18 protein-coding genes are annotated in these 16,715 nt (G+C 41.7%); 1 reads left to right on the forward strand and 17 read right to left on the reverse strand.

Going from position 1 to position 16,715, the window contains the following annotated elements; translation table 11 throughout:
• The first annotated feature begins 342 nt into the window (after positions 1-342).
• Complete coding sequence (gene istB, locus SRRS_RS17080; protein WP_371362209.1) at positions 343-1,089, forward strand: IS21-like element helper ATPase IstB; 747 nt, start codon at positions 343-345, stop codon at positions 1,087-1,089.
• A 385-nt stretch (positions 1,090-1,474) separates the two neighbouring features.
• Here istB and SRRS_RS17085 read toward each other — a convergent pair whose 3' ends face one another.
• The 17 genes from SRRS_RS17085 to SRRS_RS17165 all read right to left on the reverse strand — a co-directional run bounded on the left by SRRS_RS17085 (position 1,475) and on the right by SRRS_RS17165 (position 16,670).
• A complete protein-coding gene (locus tag SRRS_RS17085) occupies positions 1,475-1,879 on the reverse strand; it encodes a helix-turn-helix domain-containing protein (protein WP_371369858.1) in 405 nt (134 codons plus the stop codon).
• 321 nt (positions 1,880-2,200) lie between these two features.
• Entirely contained in the window at positions 2,201-3,010 is an 810-nt protein-coding gene (locus SRRS_RS17090; RefSeq protein ID WP_371362210.1) for a fumarylacetoacetate hydrolase family protein, read from the reverse strand.
• Positions 3,011-3,138: 128 nt separating this feature from the next.
• Positions 3,139-3,516 carry a RidA family protein gene (locus SRRS_RS17095; protein WP_371362212.1) on the reverse strand — a complete coding sequence of 126 codons (378 nt, stop codon included), beginning with the start codon at positions 3,514-3,516 and terminating at the stop codon, positions 3,139-3,141.
• 569 nt (positions 3,517-4,085) lie between these two features.
• Positions 4,086-5,171 carry an asparaginase gene (locus SRRS_RS17100; RefSeq protein ID WP_371362214.1) on the reverse strand — a complete coding sequence of 362 codons (1,086 nt, stop codon included), beginning with the start codon at positions 5,169-5,171 and terminating at the stop codon, positions 4,086-4,088.
• 93 nt (positions 5,172-5,264) lie between these two features.
• Positions 5,265-6,692, reverse strand: coding sequence for an amidohydrolase family protein (locus SRRS_RS17105; protein WP_371362216.1), 1,428 nt, complete (start codon positions 6,690-6,692; stop codon positions 5,265-5,267).
• 25 nt (positions 6,693-6,717) lie between these two features.
• Positions 6,718-7,395: a hypothetical protein gene (locus SRRS_RS17110; protein ID WP_371362218.1), complete on the reverse strand. Its 678-nt coding sequence runs from the start codon at positions 7,393-7,395 to the stop codon at positions 6,718-6,720.
• A 32-nt stretch (positions 7,396-7,427) separates the two neighbouring features.
• The gene (locus SRRS_RS17115) at positions 7,428-8,129 is read right to left on the reverse strand and encodes a DUF5058 family protein (protein WP_371362220.1); all 702 of its coding nucleotides are present in this window, start codon (positions 8,127-8,129) and stop codon (positions 7,428-7,430) included.
• 88 nt (positions 8,130-8,217) lie between these two features.
• Positions 8,218-9,207 (reverse strand): pyridoxal-phosphate dependent enzyme, encoded by a 990-nt coding sequence (locus SRRS_RS17120; protein WP_371362222.1) that lies wholly within the window; start codon positions 9,205-9,207, stop codon positions 8,218-8,220.
• Between the two features lie 783 nt (positions 9,208-9,990).
• Positions 9,991-10,893: an acetamidase/formamidase family protein gene (locus SRRS_RS17125; protein WP_371362224.1), complete on the reverse strand. Its 903-nt coding sequence runs from the start codon at positions 10,891-10,893 to the stop codon at positions 9,991-9,993.
• Positions 10,894-11,019: 126 nt separating this feature from the next.
• Positions 11,020-12,003 (reverse strand): ornithine cyclodeaminase family protein, encoded by a 984-nt coding sequence (locus SRRS_RS17130; RefSeq protein ID WP_371362226.1) that lies wholly within the window; start codon positions 12,001-12,003, stop codon positions 11,020-11,022.
• Positions 12,004-12,204: 201 nt separating this feature from the next.
• The gene (locus SRRS_RS17135) at positions 12,205-13,302 is read right to left on the reverse strand and encodes a threonine synthase (RefSeq protein ID WP_371362228.1); all 1,098 of its coding nucleotides are present in this window, start codon (positions 13,300-13,302) and stop codon (positions 12,205-12,207) included.
• Between the two features lie 400 nt (positions 13,303-13,702).
• Positions 13,703-14,341: a transcriptional regulator gene (locus SRRS_RS17140; protein ID WP_371362230.1), complete on the reverse strand. Its 639-nt coding sequence runs from the start codon at positions 14,339-14,341 to the stop codon at positions 13,703-13,705.
• A gap of 236 nt (positions 14,342-14,577) precedes the next feature.
• Positions 14,578-15,162, reverse strand: a complete 585-nt coding sequence (locus tag SRRS_RS17145) for a peptidase dimerization domain-containing protein (RefSeq protein ID WP_371369860.1) — start codon at positions 15,160-15,162, stop codon at positions 14,578-14,580.
• Positions 15,093-15,620 carry an amidohydrolase gene (locus tag SRRS_RS17150; RefSeq protein WP_371362231.1) on the reverse strand — a complete coding sequence of 176 codons (528 nt, stop codon included), beginning with the start codon at positions 15,618-15,620 and terminating at the stop codon, positions 15,093-15,095. The genes SRRS_RS17145 and SRRS_RS17150 overlap by 70 nt, the downstream gene beginning before the upstream one ends.
• On the reverse strand, positions 15,581-15,709 hold the full coding sequence (locus tag SRRS_RS17155; protein ID WP_371362233.1) for a hypothetical protein: 129 nt from the start codon (positions 15,707-15,709) through the stop codon (positions 15,581-15,583). Before SRRS_RS17155 ends, SRRS_RS17150 begins: the two co-directional genes overlap by 40 nt.
• A gap of 14 nt (positions 15,710-15,723) precedes the next feature.
• Positions 15,724-16,191: an IS3 family transposase gene (locus SRRS_RS17160; protein ID WP_371369862.1), complete on the reverse strand. Its 468-nt coding sequence runs from the start codon at positions 16,189-16,191 to the stop codon at positions 15,724-15,726.
• Positions 16,182-16,670 carry a transposase gene (locus SRRS_RS17165; RefSeq protein ID WP_371362235.1) on the reverse strand — a complete coding sequence of 163 codons (489 nt, stop codon included), beginning with the start codon at positions 16,668-16,670 and terminating at the stop codon, positions 16,182-16,184. Before SRRS_RS17165 ends, SRRS_RS17160 begins: the two co-directional genes overlap by 10 nt.
• Between the last annotated feature and the right edge of the window lie 45 nt (positions 16,671-16,715).

Raw genomic sequence — 16,715 nt, forward strand, 5'->3', positions numbered from 1 at the left:
GGTTAGACAGGCAGAATTGCCAGCCTCCTTTGCCGCCTATCACCAACTGGCTCAGCGCCAAGATTCCGACCACGCAGACAAGCTCTTTGTCGCAGTGCTGCTTCTCTTAAAACAATATCCAGTAGCGGTGTTAGCCAAAGCACTGGATAAGGCACTGATACAAAACCAGGTGAGCATTGAACTCATACAAAATTATGCAGACGAAGTGATTTGCCACAAAAAACCTGTTAATCACCTCGAACCAAAGCCCATACCCTCTTCTTTCCCTGCACCGGTAGCACCGCCAGCGATTAATCGGTATCTCCAACTGCACGAAGGCGGGGTGAGTGCATGACGGTTGCCATGACGACTCATTTTTTAAAGGATCTACGAATGTCTGGCGCTGCTAACAGTTTACCCGCCATATTGCGTGATGCAGAAACCAAAGGATTGTCTCACCTGGAGTTTCTTTCTGCTTTACTCACACAAGAGATGGATCATCGCGAAGAGACACTCATTGCTCGCCGGACAAAACAGGCCCAGTTTCCCCATAGCAAAAGCATTGAAAGCTTCGATTTTACGGCAATCCCCACGTTAAACAAAACACGTATTCTCGCTCTGATGCGTGGAGAATACCTTGACGAGCGGCGGCACGTAATTCTTATGGGCAATTCGGGAACCGGTAAAACACATTTAGCCTCTGCCCTAGGCTTATGCGCCTACCAACAGGGACGAAAAGTGAAATTTTATCAAACAGCTCGTTGGGTAGAAGAACTGCTAACAGCCAGAGAAGAGCATCGGCTTTTAAAACTAGAAAAAGAATGGATGCGCGATGATCTGGTTATCCTCGATGAACTTGGTTACATACCATTTAGCAAGACTGGCGCTGAACTGCTCTTTCAGTTTTGCTCAACCAGACATGAACTGGGCAGCATAATTGTCACAACTAACTTGGACTTCGACAAATGGCCGGAGGTCTTTGGTGATGTGCGCATGACCGAAGCCTTGATTGACAGACTAACTCACCGAGCCGATATTCATATGATGAATGGTGAAAGTTATCGTTTCCGTCAATCAATTCAGGCAAAGCATCCCAAGGGGAATGACTAAATGATTGTGATCACGGATTTAATTAGACCAAATTATCTGTCTTTTGACCGTAATCATCAAGAGCCGGTCAACTTTTACTCTAGCAGTGGTGGTCAACTTTTACATTGACAAAACTATTCGTGTAAATGGACTTCCTCTTCTACGGGTTCACCTTTTACAAATTTAAACTTGAATTTCATTTTTATTTCCCTCCTTTTTTTTAGGAGGGAAATAAAAAAACCGGCTAATTCGCTACAACATTTAGCAAATTAGCCGGTTTTAGTGATTTATTGAATTCACAGGGCTTTATGTATTTTTTGTTTACACTTTTCTGCATTTCTGCATAATTGCGTAAAACAGATAAAATAAAAAAGCTTATTGATTGATAAATTTATCAGTCAATAAGCTAACTTTCTTCGCGCTCAAATTTTTGATATCTTATTTTATCTATTTCTTCGATAATACGCTTCCACTCCTTAACAGACATAGCATTTTGCTTTGCCTTACGAAGCGACGCTCTAACATAAGGTGAAACCTCCCAATCCATAATATATTCAAGCAAATCCGGAGGTACCTCGTTTCGCGCTTTACCGGCCAAGTCAGAGAGAAGATCCTGCTCCTTTGGTGACAATTCAAGTATTTCAATTAATAAATTAATTTTACTCTTTATTGGGTAACGCCTATTATTTTCAATGTCACTCAAATATGCTATAGATAAATCTAACTTTTTCGCCAGATCTTTAAGTGTGATTTTCTTTTTTAGCCGCTTATTTTTGACGAAGTCGCCAAATTGTATTGAAGCTGTATTTATTTTATCACCTCCTTACGATCAAAAGAGGCAGTAGCTAATATTTCTTAAATACTCTGATGTATAATACTGATCTGGTTTGGTTTTGGCTGTCACCTAAAATATCTATGATACTCTTTTAATTGTGTGCAACTTACCGAACTACATGGCATTACTTGAGGAGAGGGAGAGGATAACTCCCCCTCTCATACCTGTCCTCTCTGTTTTCTTGGAATTATAATACTCCTCGGAAATTTTTTTTGAATTCCTTTTGTGTCATTTGTTTGGTAAGGATCAAGGTGATGTCTAGTCGATCACTACAACCAGTATTATCAGGACACAAATCTAACTAGCTCGTCTTACATAGTTAGTCAACTTCCCAATATTCTCCACCTCTACAGTTACCGTATCGCCATCCTGCATCGGACAAGTTCCCGCTGGTGATCCGAGGGCTAAAATGTCACCTGGCTCTAAGGTCATCACTTTGGAAATCCAGCTAACAAGAAATGGAATAGACAGAGACATTTGACTTGTATTTCCATCTTGAACAACCCGACCATTTAAAGTGGTAGTAATTCTCAAATTTGTTGGATCAATTCCAGTAGCAATCCATGGTCCTAGCGGTCCAAATGTATCAAAACCCTTACCTCGCGTAAACTGTGGGTCTGTTTTGGTTAGATCTCTCGCAGTAACATCATTGAATACTGTATACCCTAAAATGTAATCAAAGACATTTTCCTCTTTTACATTTTTGCATTGCTTACCTATAATAATTGCAATCTCTCCTTCCAGTTCCACCTTATCTGTTAAGTCGGAAGGCGGGAGGCAAATCACCTCACTATCTGCAATGAGTGAAGACGGTGGCTTTAGAAACAGGAATGGTTCCTTTAAATTGGCAGTACCCCCGGTCTCCTTGGCATGTCCGGCAAAAGTCCATCCAAAATTTACCACCTTTGAAGGTTCTACTGGAACACAAATTTTAACCTGATTTAAGGATAGCTGCTCTCCACTGAATTCAAAAATTCCACTAATAATCTCCGGGAACCCAACTTTTAGTTTAAAGATAGTATCCTCGTTAATAATGCCATAATGCTTGTTACCATTGGTATCCTGGAAACGAATAATTTTTTTTGGTATGCATGCAAGCTCTTTCATAATAACAAACACTCCTCATCCAGCTAGTCATTTTATTTCAGCAGCTTTATATTATACAGATACCCATCGGCTATATTTATAGTAACGTTCGACACTATAATGGGTTAACTTTAACGTCATCACGCTCATCAAATATAAGCAATTGCATCTATTTCAATTAATGCATTGAAGTGAAGTGTATTTGTTGGTACAACCGTACGAGCCGGTTTATGTTCTCCAAAAAATTCCGCAAATATCTCGTTAACAACTGGCCAATAAGCGACGTCTGGGATATATACCGTTGTCCTGAGTATTTGTTGTTTAGAACTTCCGCATTGTTTCAAGACACACTCAAGGTTTGCGAGCGCCTGCAGGATTTGTTCCTCCACCCCTCCTACAGGTAACGTTTCATTGGTGGCGTAGTTAATTGGCAACTGACCTGATATATATACAACACCATCATGGATTACTGCTGGAGAATAATGCCCTTTAGATTGATGGGAATAAGGCGTACTAACAGTTTGCATATAACATTTCTCCTTGATTGTTTTTATTGTTTTGCTCATCATCAGAGAGCGCTAATTGCCAAATTTCAATATGCCATCAGACATACTTGTACCTGCCGGCTATATCCACTGCTGCGGAGCTTCTCAACAATAACTTTCCGCCAGGCAGTGAACTGCAAGTCTACTTTCCTTCCCTCATAGTTATGAGTAGTCAATCGCTAATCAATTGCATAAAGTATGCTGTATACATCAAATTGTGTGACTTGGCTCTTTTATCCAGCTAGAAGGGAGCAGCATGGACTATATAGGATACCCACCTCGGAGATTTCTTCTTACCTAGGGTGCTGCAATATTTCCAAACTTTATGCCGAATAAATGCTTGTTTGACTATTTGAATACAATCTGTTAACGAAACCAGACTCTCGACATCTTTGTCACTAAGAACAATGATTTCTTTCATACTGTTTTTGTCCTCATTTTTCACAATATATATATCTGATTGAATAGAAAACACAGGGCGGCATAGTATCTAAGCAAATACCGCCCATGCTTTACCCAAAAAATCCTATTTTATCCAACGAATCCAAGTATTAATATTCGTCAAATATTCGTTGGATTTCCATAACATTATTAGTTTTTGTCAGCGCAAGCATAAGCAGAACACGAGCCTTTTGTGCATTATGCATCATAGCTGACACAAATCCTGACTTACTATGCATTGTGGTTGGCGTTACAATACCACTGTCAACTCTTGATCCGACGACGATCAATACGCCTTTTTTTTGCGCTTCCTGTAGGCTTTTCAATGTGGCTGCAGGCACATTGGCATGCCCTACACCCGCGTTGACGATCCCTTTTGCCCCTGCGGCAACAGCAGCGTCAATTAATACGCCGTCCGAACCCAGGGTTGTGAAATTTACTTCAACCCGCGGTAGTGTCGTTAGGTCAGATACATCAAACTCCGTTTGATATGTGTGTTTTTTTAGCGGAGCAGAAACGAAAAACGGTTTGAAATTTTGCATGTATCCTAGATACCCCGTATTCGGGCTCTGGAATGTAGCAGCATTTGTTGTATTCATTTTCATAACACCGAAAGCGCTGCTGATCTGGTCGTTCATGCAAACCATAACACCCTTGTTTTTAGCCTCGGAACTGGCCGCTAGAGCAACTGCATTGGCCAGGTTTAGCGGACCGTCAGCGCTCAACCCGGTCGCCGGACGCATTGCGCCGACCAAAACAACGGGTTTGTCACTTTTTACGACAAGGTTTAAAAAGTATGCCGTTTCTTCTATTGTATCGGTCCCGTGAGTAATAACGACACCATCTATATCTTTTGAAGCGAGTAATTCGTTGGTACGTTTAGCCAATATCAGCCAGTTTTCAATTGCGAGCTTGGAACTTCCCACATTAAAAACTTGCTCTCCTGTAATATTCGCAAACTTTTTGACTTCCGGCACAGCGTCGATCATAGTCTGAATCCCCAGGTGCTTCATTCCTGCATTACTCCCGTAATCGGTTAATGCCATACTATCGGCACCTCGACTTGCAATAGTTCCTCCGGTAGCCAAAATTGCAATATTGGGCTTAGCATTTTCCGCCTGCGCAGGCGCTGCTGCTGCCGTCGCGCCGAACATCAATAACATCGCGTACGCAAGTGAAGTTATTAAAAGTTTCAAGAAATAATCCCCCTTTAACATATCGAATTCAGTTTGATGAGGTTTTTATAGTACAAATATTAATCTATAGCATTTATCCTTTAGCTTTTTCTTCTATCTTTGTACTTGCTCCAGTCGCTGATAAAATCCACTATTAGCGACGTCAATGACATTGGGCTCCAAACCATAAGAACGTACATGCTCTTCGCCTCGTTTTGTAGTGAGTACCCGGCAGCCACTACCACACACTACTCCTCCATGCATGATGATCTTACCATTTGCAATTGTGCTGCGAGGAATCTGCCGTTCAAAGTCAACAATGGTGATATCCGCATCTGCACCAGGAGATAATCGGCCCTTGTTGCTGAGGCCAAGAATGTGAGCAGGGCGGATGCTTGTCTTATATATAAAATCGGCCATTGTCAATGCGTTTAGTTTTACAAGGGATAGTCCAACTTGAATAATCACATTACGCGGAATAGCGCCTCCGTCGGTGCTGATTCCATCAACGACAAAAGATCCGTCTTTTCGCTTCGCAGTAGCGAAACGAAACCGTGTTTCCGGAGGATTGATTGGGAAGCTGACGAAAGCCGCTGTATTTAATTCACGCCAGAATTCAACGGCCTTTTCCCCTGTCCTCAGGGTCATAATACCACCTTCAGGCATATTAGCATACGCCCAACCCGATCTCAAGGCTTCCTCCATTCCCTTCTCCGTTGCCTCAAACCCTCGCGTCATTAGACTTCTTCTCGTAACAAGACTTTCCGGAAGCCCATTGGAACATTTGGCAGTCGTGCCATTAAACTCAGAAACATAAGCCTCACACGTAATGTTGGGGTTGGCAATTAGCGCATTTACCAGATCTTCCGTTTCTTCCATGATTGGTCGCGAAGTGCCTCGGCAATAGCTGTTTACATGCGCCAAATGAAGCGCTCGGCCGGCTGCTAAGTTAATCCCTTCCAAGGCACCCTCCACTACTGAGCCAAAGCGAGTGCTGCCCGCATGGTAAGCTACATAAGCCTTCTGTTCATTGGCTACTCTAATAGCCCGAGCCGTCGCCTCCGGCGTCATTGGGTAGTGTCCACCTCGTAGTTTAATGCCAATAGCACCATTACAATGCGAACGCTCAATCAGCTTTTCCAATTCATCCTCGCCAGGATCTTCGTCCTTAACATTGTATCCAGGACGAATGCCATCTAATATGGCGACTGATATTCCCGCACCATCCTTCTTAGCGGTAGCCAAGACTTCATCAGTTGGTCCAGCCATATCCAGTCCGGTGGTCACACCAGCCAGCGCCAGCATTTTATGACCATACTGACCATGATAAACATTAGAAAGATGGACATGCATATCAATTAGCCCCGGGATTACAAGCATCCCGGTCGCGTCTAGCGTTTGCGATGCTTTCGAACGATCGAGCTCTTCCGCGACATCTTGTATTAGACCATCCCGAATTCCGATTTCACATCTTTCTTCCCTGTTCATTATTGGATCGATCACTGTTCCGCCGAAAATTACCAGATCATATTTTGCGTTCATAAAAACCCCCCTAATCGCCAATTTACTAGCTGTTGACAGTCTTCTTTTGTATTAGTTTATATTTAAAGTGAGCAAAAGATATCCCGACCAGCAATAGTACAAGCATCGCTAGCCAATCGGGAAACTTTACAACAAAGCGTTGTAAGTAGAGAAGCCCACAGGCAACAACTGCAATACTCGCACAAACATCCAGGTTTTTTCTCGCAAAGTTCATTAAGACTGCAGCAAAAATAGCCGGTAGGATAAATTTGAAAGAGCTTATTATGAATTTGGGTAGAAGTGGCATTACCGCAGTACCGATAAAAGTAAACAGTGTAATTATTAAAACCGTAACAAAGACTGACGTCGTGATGGCAAGTGTCGATATTACATTCCCTTCTGGCGATCCCATTTCCACCCCAGCGGCTTTTTGCGCAATGCTGGATGCCGGGGTTCTAATATCTGCTCCGCTGCCCGCCAACCACGTCACGTATGTTCCACTGGTCCCAAGAACCGGAAAATATGAAATTGGTTGCATAAGCCAAGATAGTCCATGGAGCGCTGCATTAATAGCAAGTATTTTTCCCAAATCAGCAAAATTTGGAATCTCTCCATATGCAATCCATATATATATTGCCGGAATAAAGTTACACACTAAGGCGATACTTAAAGTTATAGTGCCTACCATTATGCATCTTTTCAAGAATGTTTCATTATAATCCACGTCTTTTCACTCCTTAAGTATAGAAATCTAGATTAGAAAAAGGTTGCGGCGGTAAACATCCCGATAACCATGGCAGCACCTAACGATATTTCCTGAAGACGCGGATATTTGTCACTGATTAATCCAATAAGCAGCATCGTTACTGCAGCTGCGACCGCCGCTAAAATATTGCCGGATTTGCCAACGCCTACAACTTGGTTTCCAGTCAAAAACGAAAAGAGTCCCATTGCTGCACCGGCCGAAACAAGAGTTACCCATTGTTTGTCAGTTTTCTTAGTCAATGAATCGAGCGCTTGTTTCATACGAGGTGTTAATATCAGCGCTACAATAATCCAACCCATATCTGTGAGAGCCATACTCCACAAAGAGTAACTGAACGCTTTTAGATTATATGCTGCCGACTGTATATCCACACCGATTACCTGGGCTCCTATCGTGGCCGAAAGAAGTTCGGTACGCGCAGCGCCAATATCGTTAAGCCGCATCCAAGTAGTTGGTGCCCCAAGAATGCTTATCAGAGAAATTAAAATTACCACAGGCCCCATTGCCGGCCCTATCGAGGTAATTGCTGCGGCACGCATCCCAGTAAAACAAGTTTTTCGAGAAATGCCCATTTGATCTGCTGCACGAAAGGCTTCCCTCATAAATATGGCAGATTGAACCACGACCATAATGACCATAAAGCTACTAGCAATCCACATTCCCGGACTATTAATTATTGACTTGAGATCCAAAATTTTCACCCTTTCTTTTAATTTTTAATCGCTCATACTTACAGAATTTATGTTTTCATGAAGTATCGCCCACGTTTCGCCAGAAGCGCTATTTTTTCAGTCCAACCCCTGTTAAAGGAACAACAATTTTCAAATTCGGATCGTAATCATTGGTAAAGTACTGCAGCATTCCAGCAACAGCAGCCCCTGCAGTTACCTCAATATAAATCCCCATTTCTCCAAGTAATGCCTGAGCATTGATAACCTTATCGTCCTCTACGGCGATTATATCGCCATTGCTCTCTTTAATAGCCTCGATCATTTCGTCTATCCGCTTTGGATTTCCAATTGCAATTCCCTCAGCAGCAGTCGGTTTTACTTCTCCAGCTGGCTGGTTTTTAAACTTGCTGAGTATCGGTGAGCAATTTTTACTTTGAACAACGATGATTCTAGGAAGTTGTCCAATTTCTTTAAACCCTTTATAGACGCCAAGCAGCATCGTGCCATTACCGGCGGGCACCACTATATAATCAGGAATGCCTATTTGTTCATAAATTTCATAAGCAATGGATTTAGTACCTTCAAAGAATAGAGGATTATAAACATGTGAAGCATAATACGTTTTTTCAGCGGCCTTCTTTATTGCTTTCGCGGTATCATCACGTGTCCCAGGTACCTTTACCAAGTTTGCCTTATAGGCATTAATTTGCTTAATCTTGCCCGGTGATGTGCTTTCCGGCAGATAAATATTGCACTTTATCCCTGCAGCGGCACAATACCCAGCAAATGCCGCCCCGGCGTTACCAGAAGAATCCTCAACAACTTCTTTAATACCTAATTCCTTCAATTTATTAACCATGGCAAACGCGCCACGATCTTTGAAAGAGCCTGTTGGTTGCATATAATCCAATTTTAAGTAGACTTCTTTTCCCTGTAGCTTCCGCTTCAATATTGGAGTTTTAACTTCCCCCAGGGTCACCGTTGTAGTAATTTCTTCCCCGTCTTCTTTGTGCAGCTTAAAAAGTCCGCCACATTCACATTGATAATCAAGTCCCTCAATAGGATATTTTTTTCCACATTCAGCACAGTAAAAATGCATAATAGCCTCCTAATTTCAGTAAATGTTATTATTGAGATTTTTTTCTACATAAAATAGGATTTTTATCCCCCCCGCTTAATTTGATAGGTAAAGCAACGGCACACGCATAAAAATTTATAAGATTAGGCAATGCTAATCACCTTATATTTATATTTTATATAAAAAAATATATAATTTCAATATGTTTTTATATTTTTTATACAATTCAGCAAAACTTATATAATGTTTTATATAAAATTATGCTTATTTACCATTATAAATTTAATAACTAAAATCTTCGGCAAAAATTGCGAAGTAGTACCTAATAACTTGTCAATTCCTCAAACTCAGTAGTTTATACAGATATTTATCGCGTTATCGGATGCAAAGTTGGCCAACCCTCCGATCATTGAAGTCATGACCTTTCTTAGGCGAAGATTCATCTTCACGCTACAAAGGTTGTCACTTTAAAATGACTTTTCTATATAAATACATAAAATTTCCCCTTATATAGTATTTATATTAATTTCGTGTAACCGTACCGCCCTCCTAAATGCAAAAACGCCCAGACAAAGTCTAGGCGAATATAAATACACATATCAAATTGCTAGTAAATCAGCAAACCTTTGAATTGGGACTATTCTTTGAGTATCAACGCCACGCACTCTACTCGTCATTTGATAGAATCGTGATACTGATACGCGAAATTCTAATTTCGCGTATCATGCGATACCCTGAATACAAGGGGGGGGGTAATTGGTTCATGGACATATGTCGTTTGTACCTTGATGCTTAACTTCGGCTTTATTTTGGCAGTTCGTATCCGTACGCCTCTAAGACGCGTAGTGGTAATTCCATCCTGCATGTCTTCAACGAGTTCACCACTTGGCAAATGCCAAGTTCACCTGCCAAAGAAAGCAGCATAGCGGCATCGTAGGGATCAACTCCCGCCTGTTGTGTTAAAACTCTCTGCATATCGGTGGTTGCCAGCAATGCAGCTTCATCTAGCGTTTTGCATGAGGCAATAGTGTTAATGGTATCCGGCGTTACAACTAGTGGCAACGATAAATTATGACCTTTAATTACCGTTGCTCTTACAGTAACCTCGCCACCAGTCTCCAGACCGCATATTACCACTTCACCATCCGCCATTACAGCATGAAGATCCCCTAAGCACAATAAACCGCCAGGAACAAAAACGGGGAGATAAACGGACGAATCTTTTGCAATTTTTTTGCAATCAAGATTCCCGCCATGGAAACCTGGTATTGTCGTTTTTATCGGTTCTCCCGCCGGAGCAACCCCAATGACTCCAACCATTGGCTGGATGGGAAAGCTGACTTTTTCATTGAACTTCGCTATTTCCTCTTCGATGGGTATAACTTTCGACTTATACTCAGTAAAGAAGTCTTTCAATACACCATCTCCAGGTCGAGCAGTCATAACTCCCCATTTGTTCACCTTGATATCTAGGATGTCGATTTTTAATATGTCTCCGGGCTCCGCCCCTTCAATATACAAGGGACCTGTTGCCGGATTATTTACTTCTTTTTTGATATCGCAAAACAAGGTCATATTACTGGTTATTTGCTCATTGTAACAATCAACTGTCTCAAAAATGACTGTCTCACCCGACAGCACAGTCATTACCGGCTGGATATCATTGGATAAGTACAATACTGATTCATTTCGACTGATTCTTTTCACTATGACCCCTTCCCCTTTTCAATAGTCAACAACATGATTTTAGTTCCTTACAGGTTAATGTCAAAAAAAACTTTTGCAATTAACCAAACTCTCATTGTTGCCTTTCACAAATTTTCTTACGAGACACTAGAGCGTTATTTTCTGACCAATGCCTTTTTTCACAGCTTCGGAAACAGCATAGCCAGCGGTGGCTAGATCCTGAATTGCAACTCCCGTGGTATCAAAAACAGTGATTTCTTCATCCGTTCGGCGTCCCTGCTTGTTCGCGTTGATCAATTCGCCAATTTGTCCGTAAATCGCATCTTTTGTAATAATGCCTGCATCATAAGCATGCTGGCATTCTCCAAGATAGCAACACTGGTTTATGTCATCGACCACAACTGTTGCGCGCGCAAAAATTCGGGGATCAAGTTCCTGCTTGCCACGAGTATCAGTGCCAATCGCATTGATATGGGTCCCAGGTTTGATCCACTCATCCAGTACAATTGGTTGATAGCTGGAAGTCGCAGTAATGATTACATCAGCGTTTCTGCAGGCTTGTTCAGCACTTTCAGCAATGACTAATTTTAAAGGATAACGAACAATATCACGCAACAAATTTTGAGATGCTTCAGGATAGGCATCAAACAAATAAACTTCTTTAATGTCAGGCAAAATCGTCAATGCAGCTTCCAACTGATTTCTTCCCTGCTGTCCATTACCTATCACTGCTAAAATCTTACTATTTTTACGGGCGAGATATTTACATCCTATCGCACCAATTGCTGCTGTACGGACTTGAGTTACGAAATTAGCCGCGACAATTGCAGTTGGCTGACCAGTGGAAGGATTAAACAGCATAATCGCCGACTGATGATTCGGTAATCCATTGCCCTTATTATTAGTCCAGAATCCCCCTGCTTTGAAACCCAATACATCCTGCGATTCCAAGTATCCAGACTTGATGCCAAAAATTCCTGTATGCTTTGTTATTTCTTCCCTAACAACAGGAAATGCGTAGCTCTTACCCAAACTATAATCATGAAAGGCTTGCTCGACCATATGCATATTTTCGTCAAACGAGATTAGACTTGCTACGTCCTGATCAGTCAGCACAATAATTTCGGACATATTTTCTCCTCTTTCCTAGCTGCTAAAAATTACTGAAGTTTCTCTCGGGCAGATGGCTCGCACATTAGCGACAGTAATGTCACGAGTCCTAGCTCTTTTTATAATTTTTCCAATGGTGTCACTTTATGTGTTTGGTATACAGATACAGCCTCACTTTATACTGATCGGCTTTAACTGTCCATTGCCTCAGAAATCTTTCTTTTAATGATCGGATTTAAGCCCTGCACCGCATATGGGAATTAGACAGTCTGAAGTCTTACCGTATACCTCGCAATATTTCAAATAGGCCGCATAGTTGGCTGCAGTTGTATGTTCGCAATATATACCCTTAGCTGCAAGGATCATTCTGGCATCCAGTATCCGATCTTCCGGCGCAGCAATGAGTTTGATATCGTATTTGTAAATATATTCAAGAATCTCTTCACTGCGCATCGGTATGCCAATTGCAATTCCTTCCGCCATTGTCGGTCTGGGGGTTGTATTCATGGCGGCACTTTTTGCTTTGACTTGCACGGCTTTGACGAACGGATCGCAATACTCGCTTTGCACCAAAATGATCTGCGGCATTTTTTCAATCACGCCGCTTCCCAGAAGCTCTTCAAGTGCTTTGATAACTCCAATTACCAACGTACCGTTGCCCAGAGGAATCAATATATTCGCTGGTATTCTGTGCAATTGTTCATAAGTCTCATAAATATAAGTTTTTGTTCCTTGATAAAAGAACGGATTATAGACATGACTCGCATAATACTTTCCTTCTTTAACCACTTTATCTCTGCAGACATTTGCACAGTTATCTCGCGAACCAGGCACAACATTGACATGCCCATTATGCGCTTGAATCATATTGATCTTTTTAGGCGATGTACCTTCTGGCACAAAAATTTCACAGTCAATACCTGCTTTGCCGCAATATGCTGCCACGCTGTTTCCTGCATTGCCGCTGCTGTCCTGCACAACAGAATCTACACCGATAGCTTTGCAATGTGCAATCAATACGGCCGCTCCTCTATCCTTAAAAGATAGAGTCGGCATAAAATAATCCATTTTCAAAAGCACATCTTCATCGAATGGAACAATGGGAGTCATCCCTTCACCCAAGCTGATTTCACGCCAATACTCACCTTCCAAAGGCATGAAAGCCCGATAACGGAAAATACTCCACGTCTCACGATCCACTAAAGACAAATCGAACTGCGGTGGTTTGTAATCCAACTTCCAAAGACCTCCACAATCACACTTAGCTGCTCGCGTTGTTACTTCTGCCGTAGCTTTGCAGTTTGCGCAAACATATTTCATTTTTCCTCAGCCTCCGCTATTACTTCCATTTCTGCCATACACCCGAAATGAAGTATACTTACTGGCACTACATTTTTTGCCGGCTTATGATCACCAAAAAATTCTGTATATACCTTATTCACACTGTCCTAGTACCAATATCAGAAACATAACCTCTGCATTATACTACATTGTTTCAAGTAGCTCCGCCTATAAGAAGTAACCACTCCACATTTAGCAAGGCTAGTTTGGAATGCTCCCGAGTCCGTCCTCTCGAAACTTTTTAAGTTCTTGATCCATAGATAGCTGGCCTGAGACATACAGCATGCCCTTGAAATATTCCAGGAGTGTAATGTCCTTGGGTTTCATACCATATTGCGGCATGATTCTTTTCATCAACACATCACACTTAATCTTTTGTCTATTTTTTTCCTCTCACTTCATCTAAATAACTATAAATAGTTACCTTCGACAAACCCATATTTGCAGCAACCTTGTCGACAGCGCCCTTCACCAGGAATATCCCTTTTTCATCCATAAAGCGTATGATATCCAGGTTGTCTTTTCTCTTTAAGTTACCGACTTCCTTGATACCGATGATGTTATCAATAAGTTCATCAACAATAGACAACACATCGTGTCCAAGTGCTTCTTCATCCTCTGCAGCGAGTGCTTCAGAACCTGTCTGAGGCAAAAAGCTTGCTAGCTCTTCCTGGATTAAATACGATATAGATAGGTCGAAGTTAATGCAAAGCATGCCCACTACTTCACCTTTCAGGTCTCGAATTAAAGCGGAAGAAGACTTGATCTTTTTGCCGTCTTCGGTCTCAAATGTATAATTTACAGTGCAATCGTCTTTGAACTTTTTGCTAAGTAGAACTTGCGATACAAGATGATTAAAGGATTGTCCTTCCTTTCGACCGGTCACAGTTCCATTGGCTACATATACAACTGAACTCTCTGGCTGCGTCAAATCATGAATTGCAACTTCACAACTTTTCCCAAATGTCTGAGTGATCATATTTGCTATCGGAATATACGCCTTTAAAATTGAATGCATCTTTATCCACCTATCTTTATATATTTTTTTATATAAACATTATCAATTCTTACAAGATAGGTCAATGATATGTATAAAAATTTTATAAAAAAAATCAAAATAGACTCTTTATCAATAATTTATTATTGTACTTCTTCCTATACATGCAATTCTGGAGGCGACCATTACAATATGGATATTTGCGAATGCAAAAAAACGCATATGGTTATCGGATATGCATCTATTTGCTTTTTATATCAGTGTCCTAGTATGTCTTCAACTATGTTACTCAGTAAAATTACGCCCAAAAGCATAGCATCTTCATTAAAATCAAAGCGCGAGTTATGATGCCCATCCGCAAGTTCAGTACCTATAATGATATAATTCGCCTGTCCGCCACATTCCTGTACCCTTTTCATGAGGAAAGTGCAGTTTTCACCGCCGCCAAAATTTACAGTGGGGAGAATATCATTAAAAATACCCGTTGTTGTTGCTACATATTTCACTCGCTCAACCAAAACCGCATCACTTTCGCAATTGATACCTTGGCCCATTATAGAAAATGTTACGTTAACGTCATACATTTCTGCCGAAGCTTTAATAATACGTGTCGCTTCCTCGTGCATATATTGACTTACAGCGGTGTTATTTGCCCGCGTTTCAAATTTTAGTACTGCATTAGCTGGCACTACATTACGTCCCGTTCCTGCATTTAACACACCGACATTAACACGAGTATCACCCTTACTATGACGACTGATTGCGTGAAGATTTAAAGCAGCGTTGCCGCAGCTAGCAATGCATTGCGCCCTTGCTGCGGAGCAGCACCAGCATGCGCAGATATTCCTTTAAATACGGCATTAGTCTTAATACTTTCTTGGAAGCTTGCCGAACTACATGCTACCATACCAGTTTTTTGTGCATTCAAACCTAAGTGCACTCCTAACATATAGTCAACGCCGTCCACAATACCTTTCTCTGTCATGCACTTGGCACCACGGGCTCCTTCCTCGGCAGGTTGGAAAATTAACTTTACCTTCCCGATTAATTCATCTTTCATTTCAGCCAAAACTTCCGCAATACCAAGCCCCATTGCAGCATGCCCATCGTGCCCACAACCATGCATAGCCCCTTCGTTTATTGAAGAAAAATTTTCCCGAAAAGGCCGATGAGAATCATCTGCTAATTCCATCAAATCATTTGCATCCATGTCAAAACGCAAAGCCACGGTGTATCCTGGCTTGCCAAAGTCCATAATTCCTACAACTCCAGTTTTACCCCCTGCATCTTTTCCACCCACTTGGGAATAGCCCCCTGGCTTAGGGCCCGTTCTGCCTGTCTTTTCAACTCATCTAAAGTTGGTACACCCATTCTTTTTTCTAACTCCATAACTTCATCGCCAACTAAGACTTAAATAGCTCGATATATTCAAAAACAGCCTGTTTGGCATCGGCTCGCGTCTTCAATCGAACACCATAAAGCCATTCCATTTTTAACTTGCCCCAAAAGGCTTCCATGGGTACATTATCGTAGCAGTTGCCTTTTCGACTCATGCTACAGGGGAATCCGTTGGCTTTTAGAAGCTTCTGATATCGCTTACTGGCATACTGAACCCCTCGATCGGAATGGACCAGGAGCCCCTTGGGTGCTTTCGTTCGGTCCACTGCGTGTTTTAAGGCAGAAATTACTAGTTGCGTTTTCATCCGGCTGTCCATAGACCATCCAATGATGGAGTGATCGTATAAATCGAGTAGAGCAGCTAGATAGAGCCATCCTTCATCTGTTTTGGTATAGGTAATATCGGATACCCACTTTTCATTCCGATGCGTTGCCATAAAATTTCGGTTTAAAAGGTTGTCTGCTACCGGCAGAGAATGCTTGGAGTTCGTGGTCGCTTTATACTTTTTCGTTGTTTTTGACGTAACCCATTCTCACGCATAATTTTTGCTACCGTATTGACGCTAGCTTTCCGGTCTGGGGGAAGGGCGGCCGCAACCCGTGGCGCACCGTAAATCCGATGGTTTTTTATAAAATTACTTCTTTGATGGCTGCTGACAATTCTTTTCTGTGTCTGCACCGAAGACTCGGCTGCTTTTTTTAGTATGGCGTTTTCCTCTTTCAGATCGGAGAGTTCTTTACGTAGTTTTCGGATTTCGGCATCTTCTTCTTTTAAGTTGCCGCTTCCAGGAAAGGCTTGACTACCGTCCTTTTTATATTGTCTGACCCAATCGCGAATCGTGTATAGTGCAGTTTCTAATTCTTGGGCTATCTCGGTAATCGTTGTTTCTCCTCGTGCAATTCGTTGAACAACCTGTTCTTTAAATTCCCGGTCATACTTTGATTGGCTCATTTTGAATAAATCCATTTCTTCAATTATACGGGTTATTCTCCATGT

The organism is Sporomusa rhizae (assembly GCF_041428845.1).
Taxonomy (GTDB): domain Bacteria; phylum Bacillota; class Negativicutes; order Sporomusales; family Sporomusaceae; genus Sporomusa; species Sporomusa rhizae.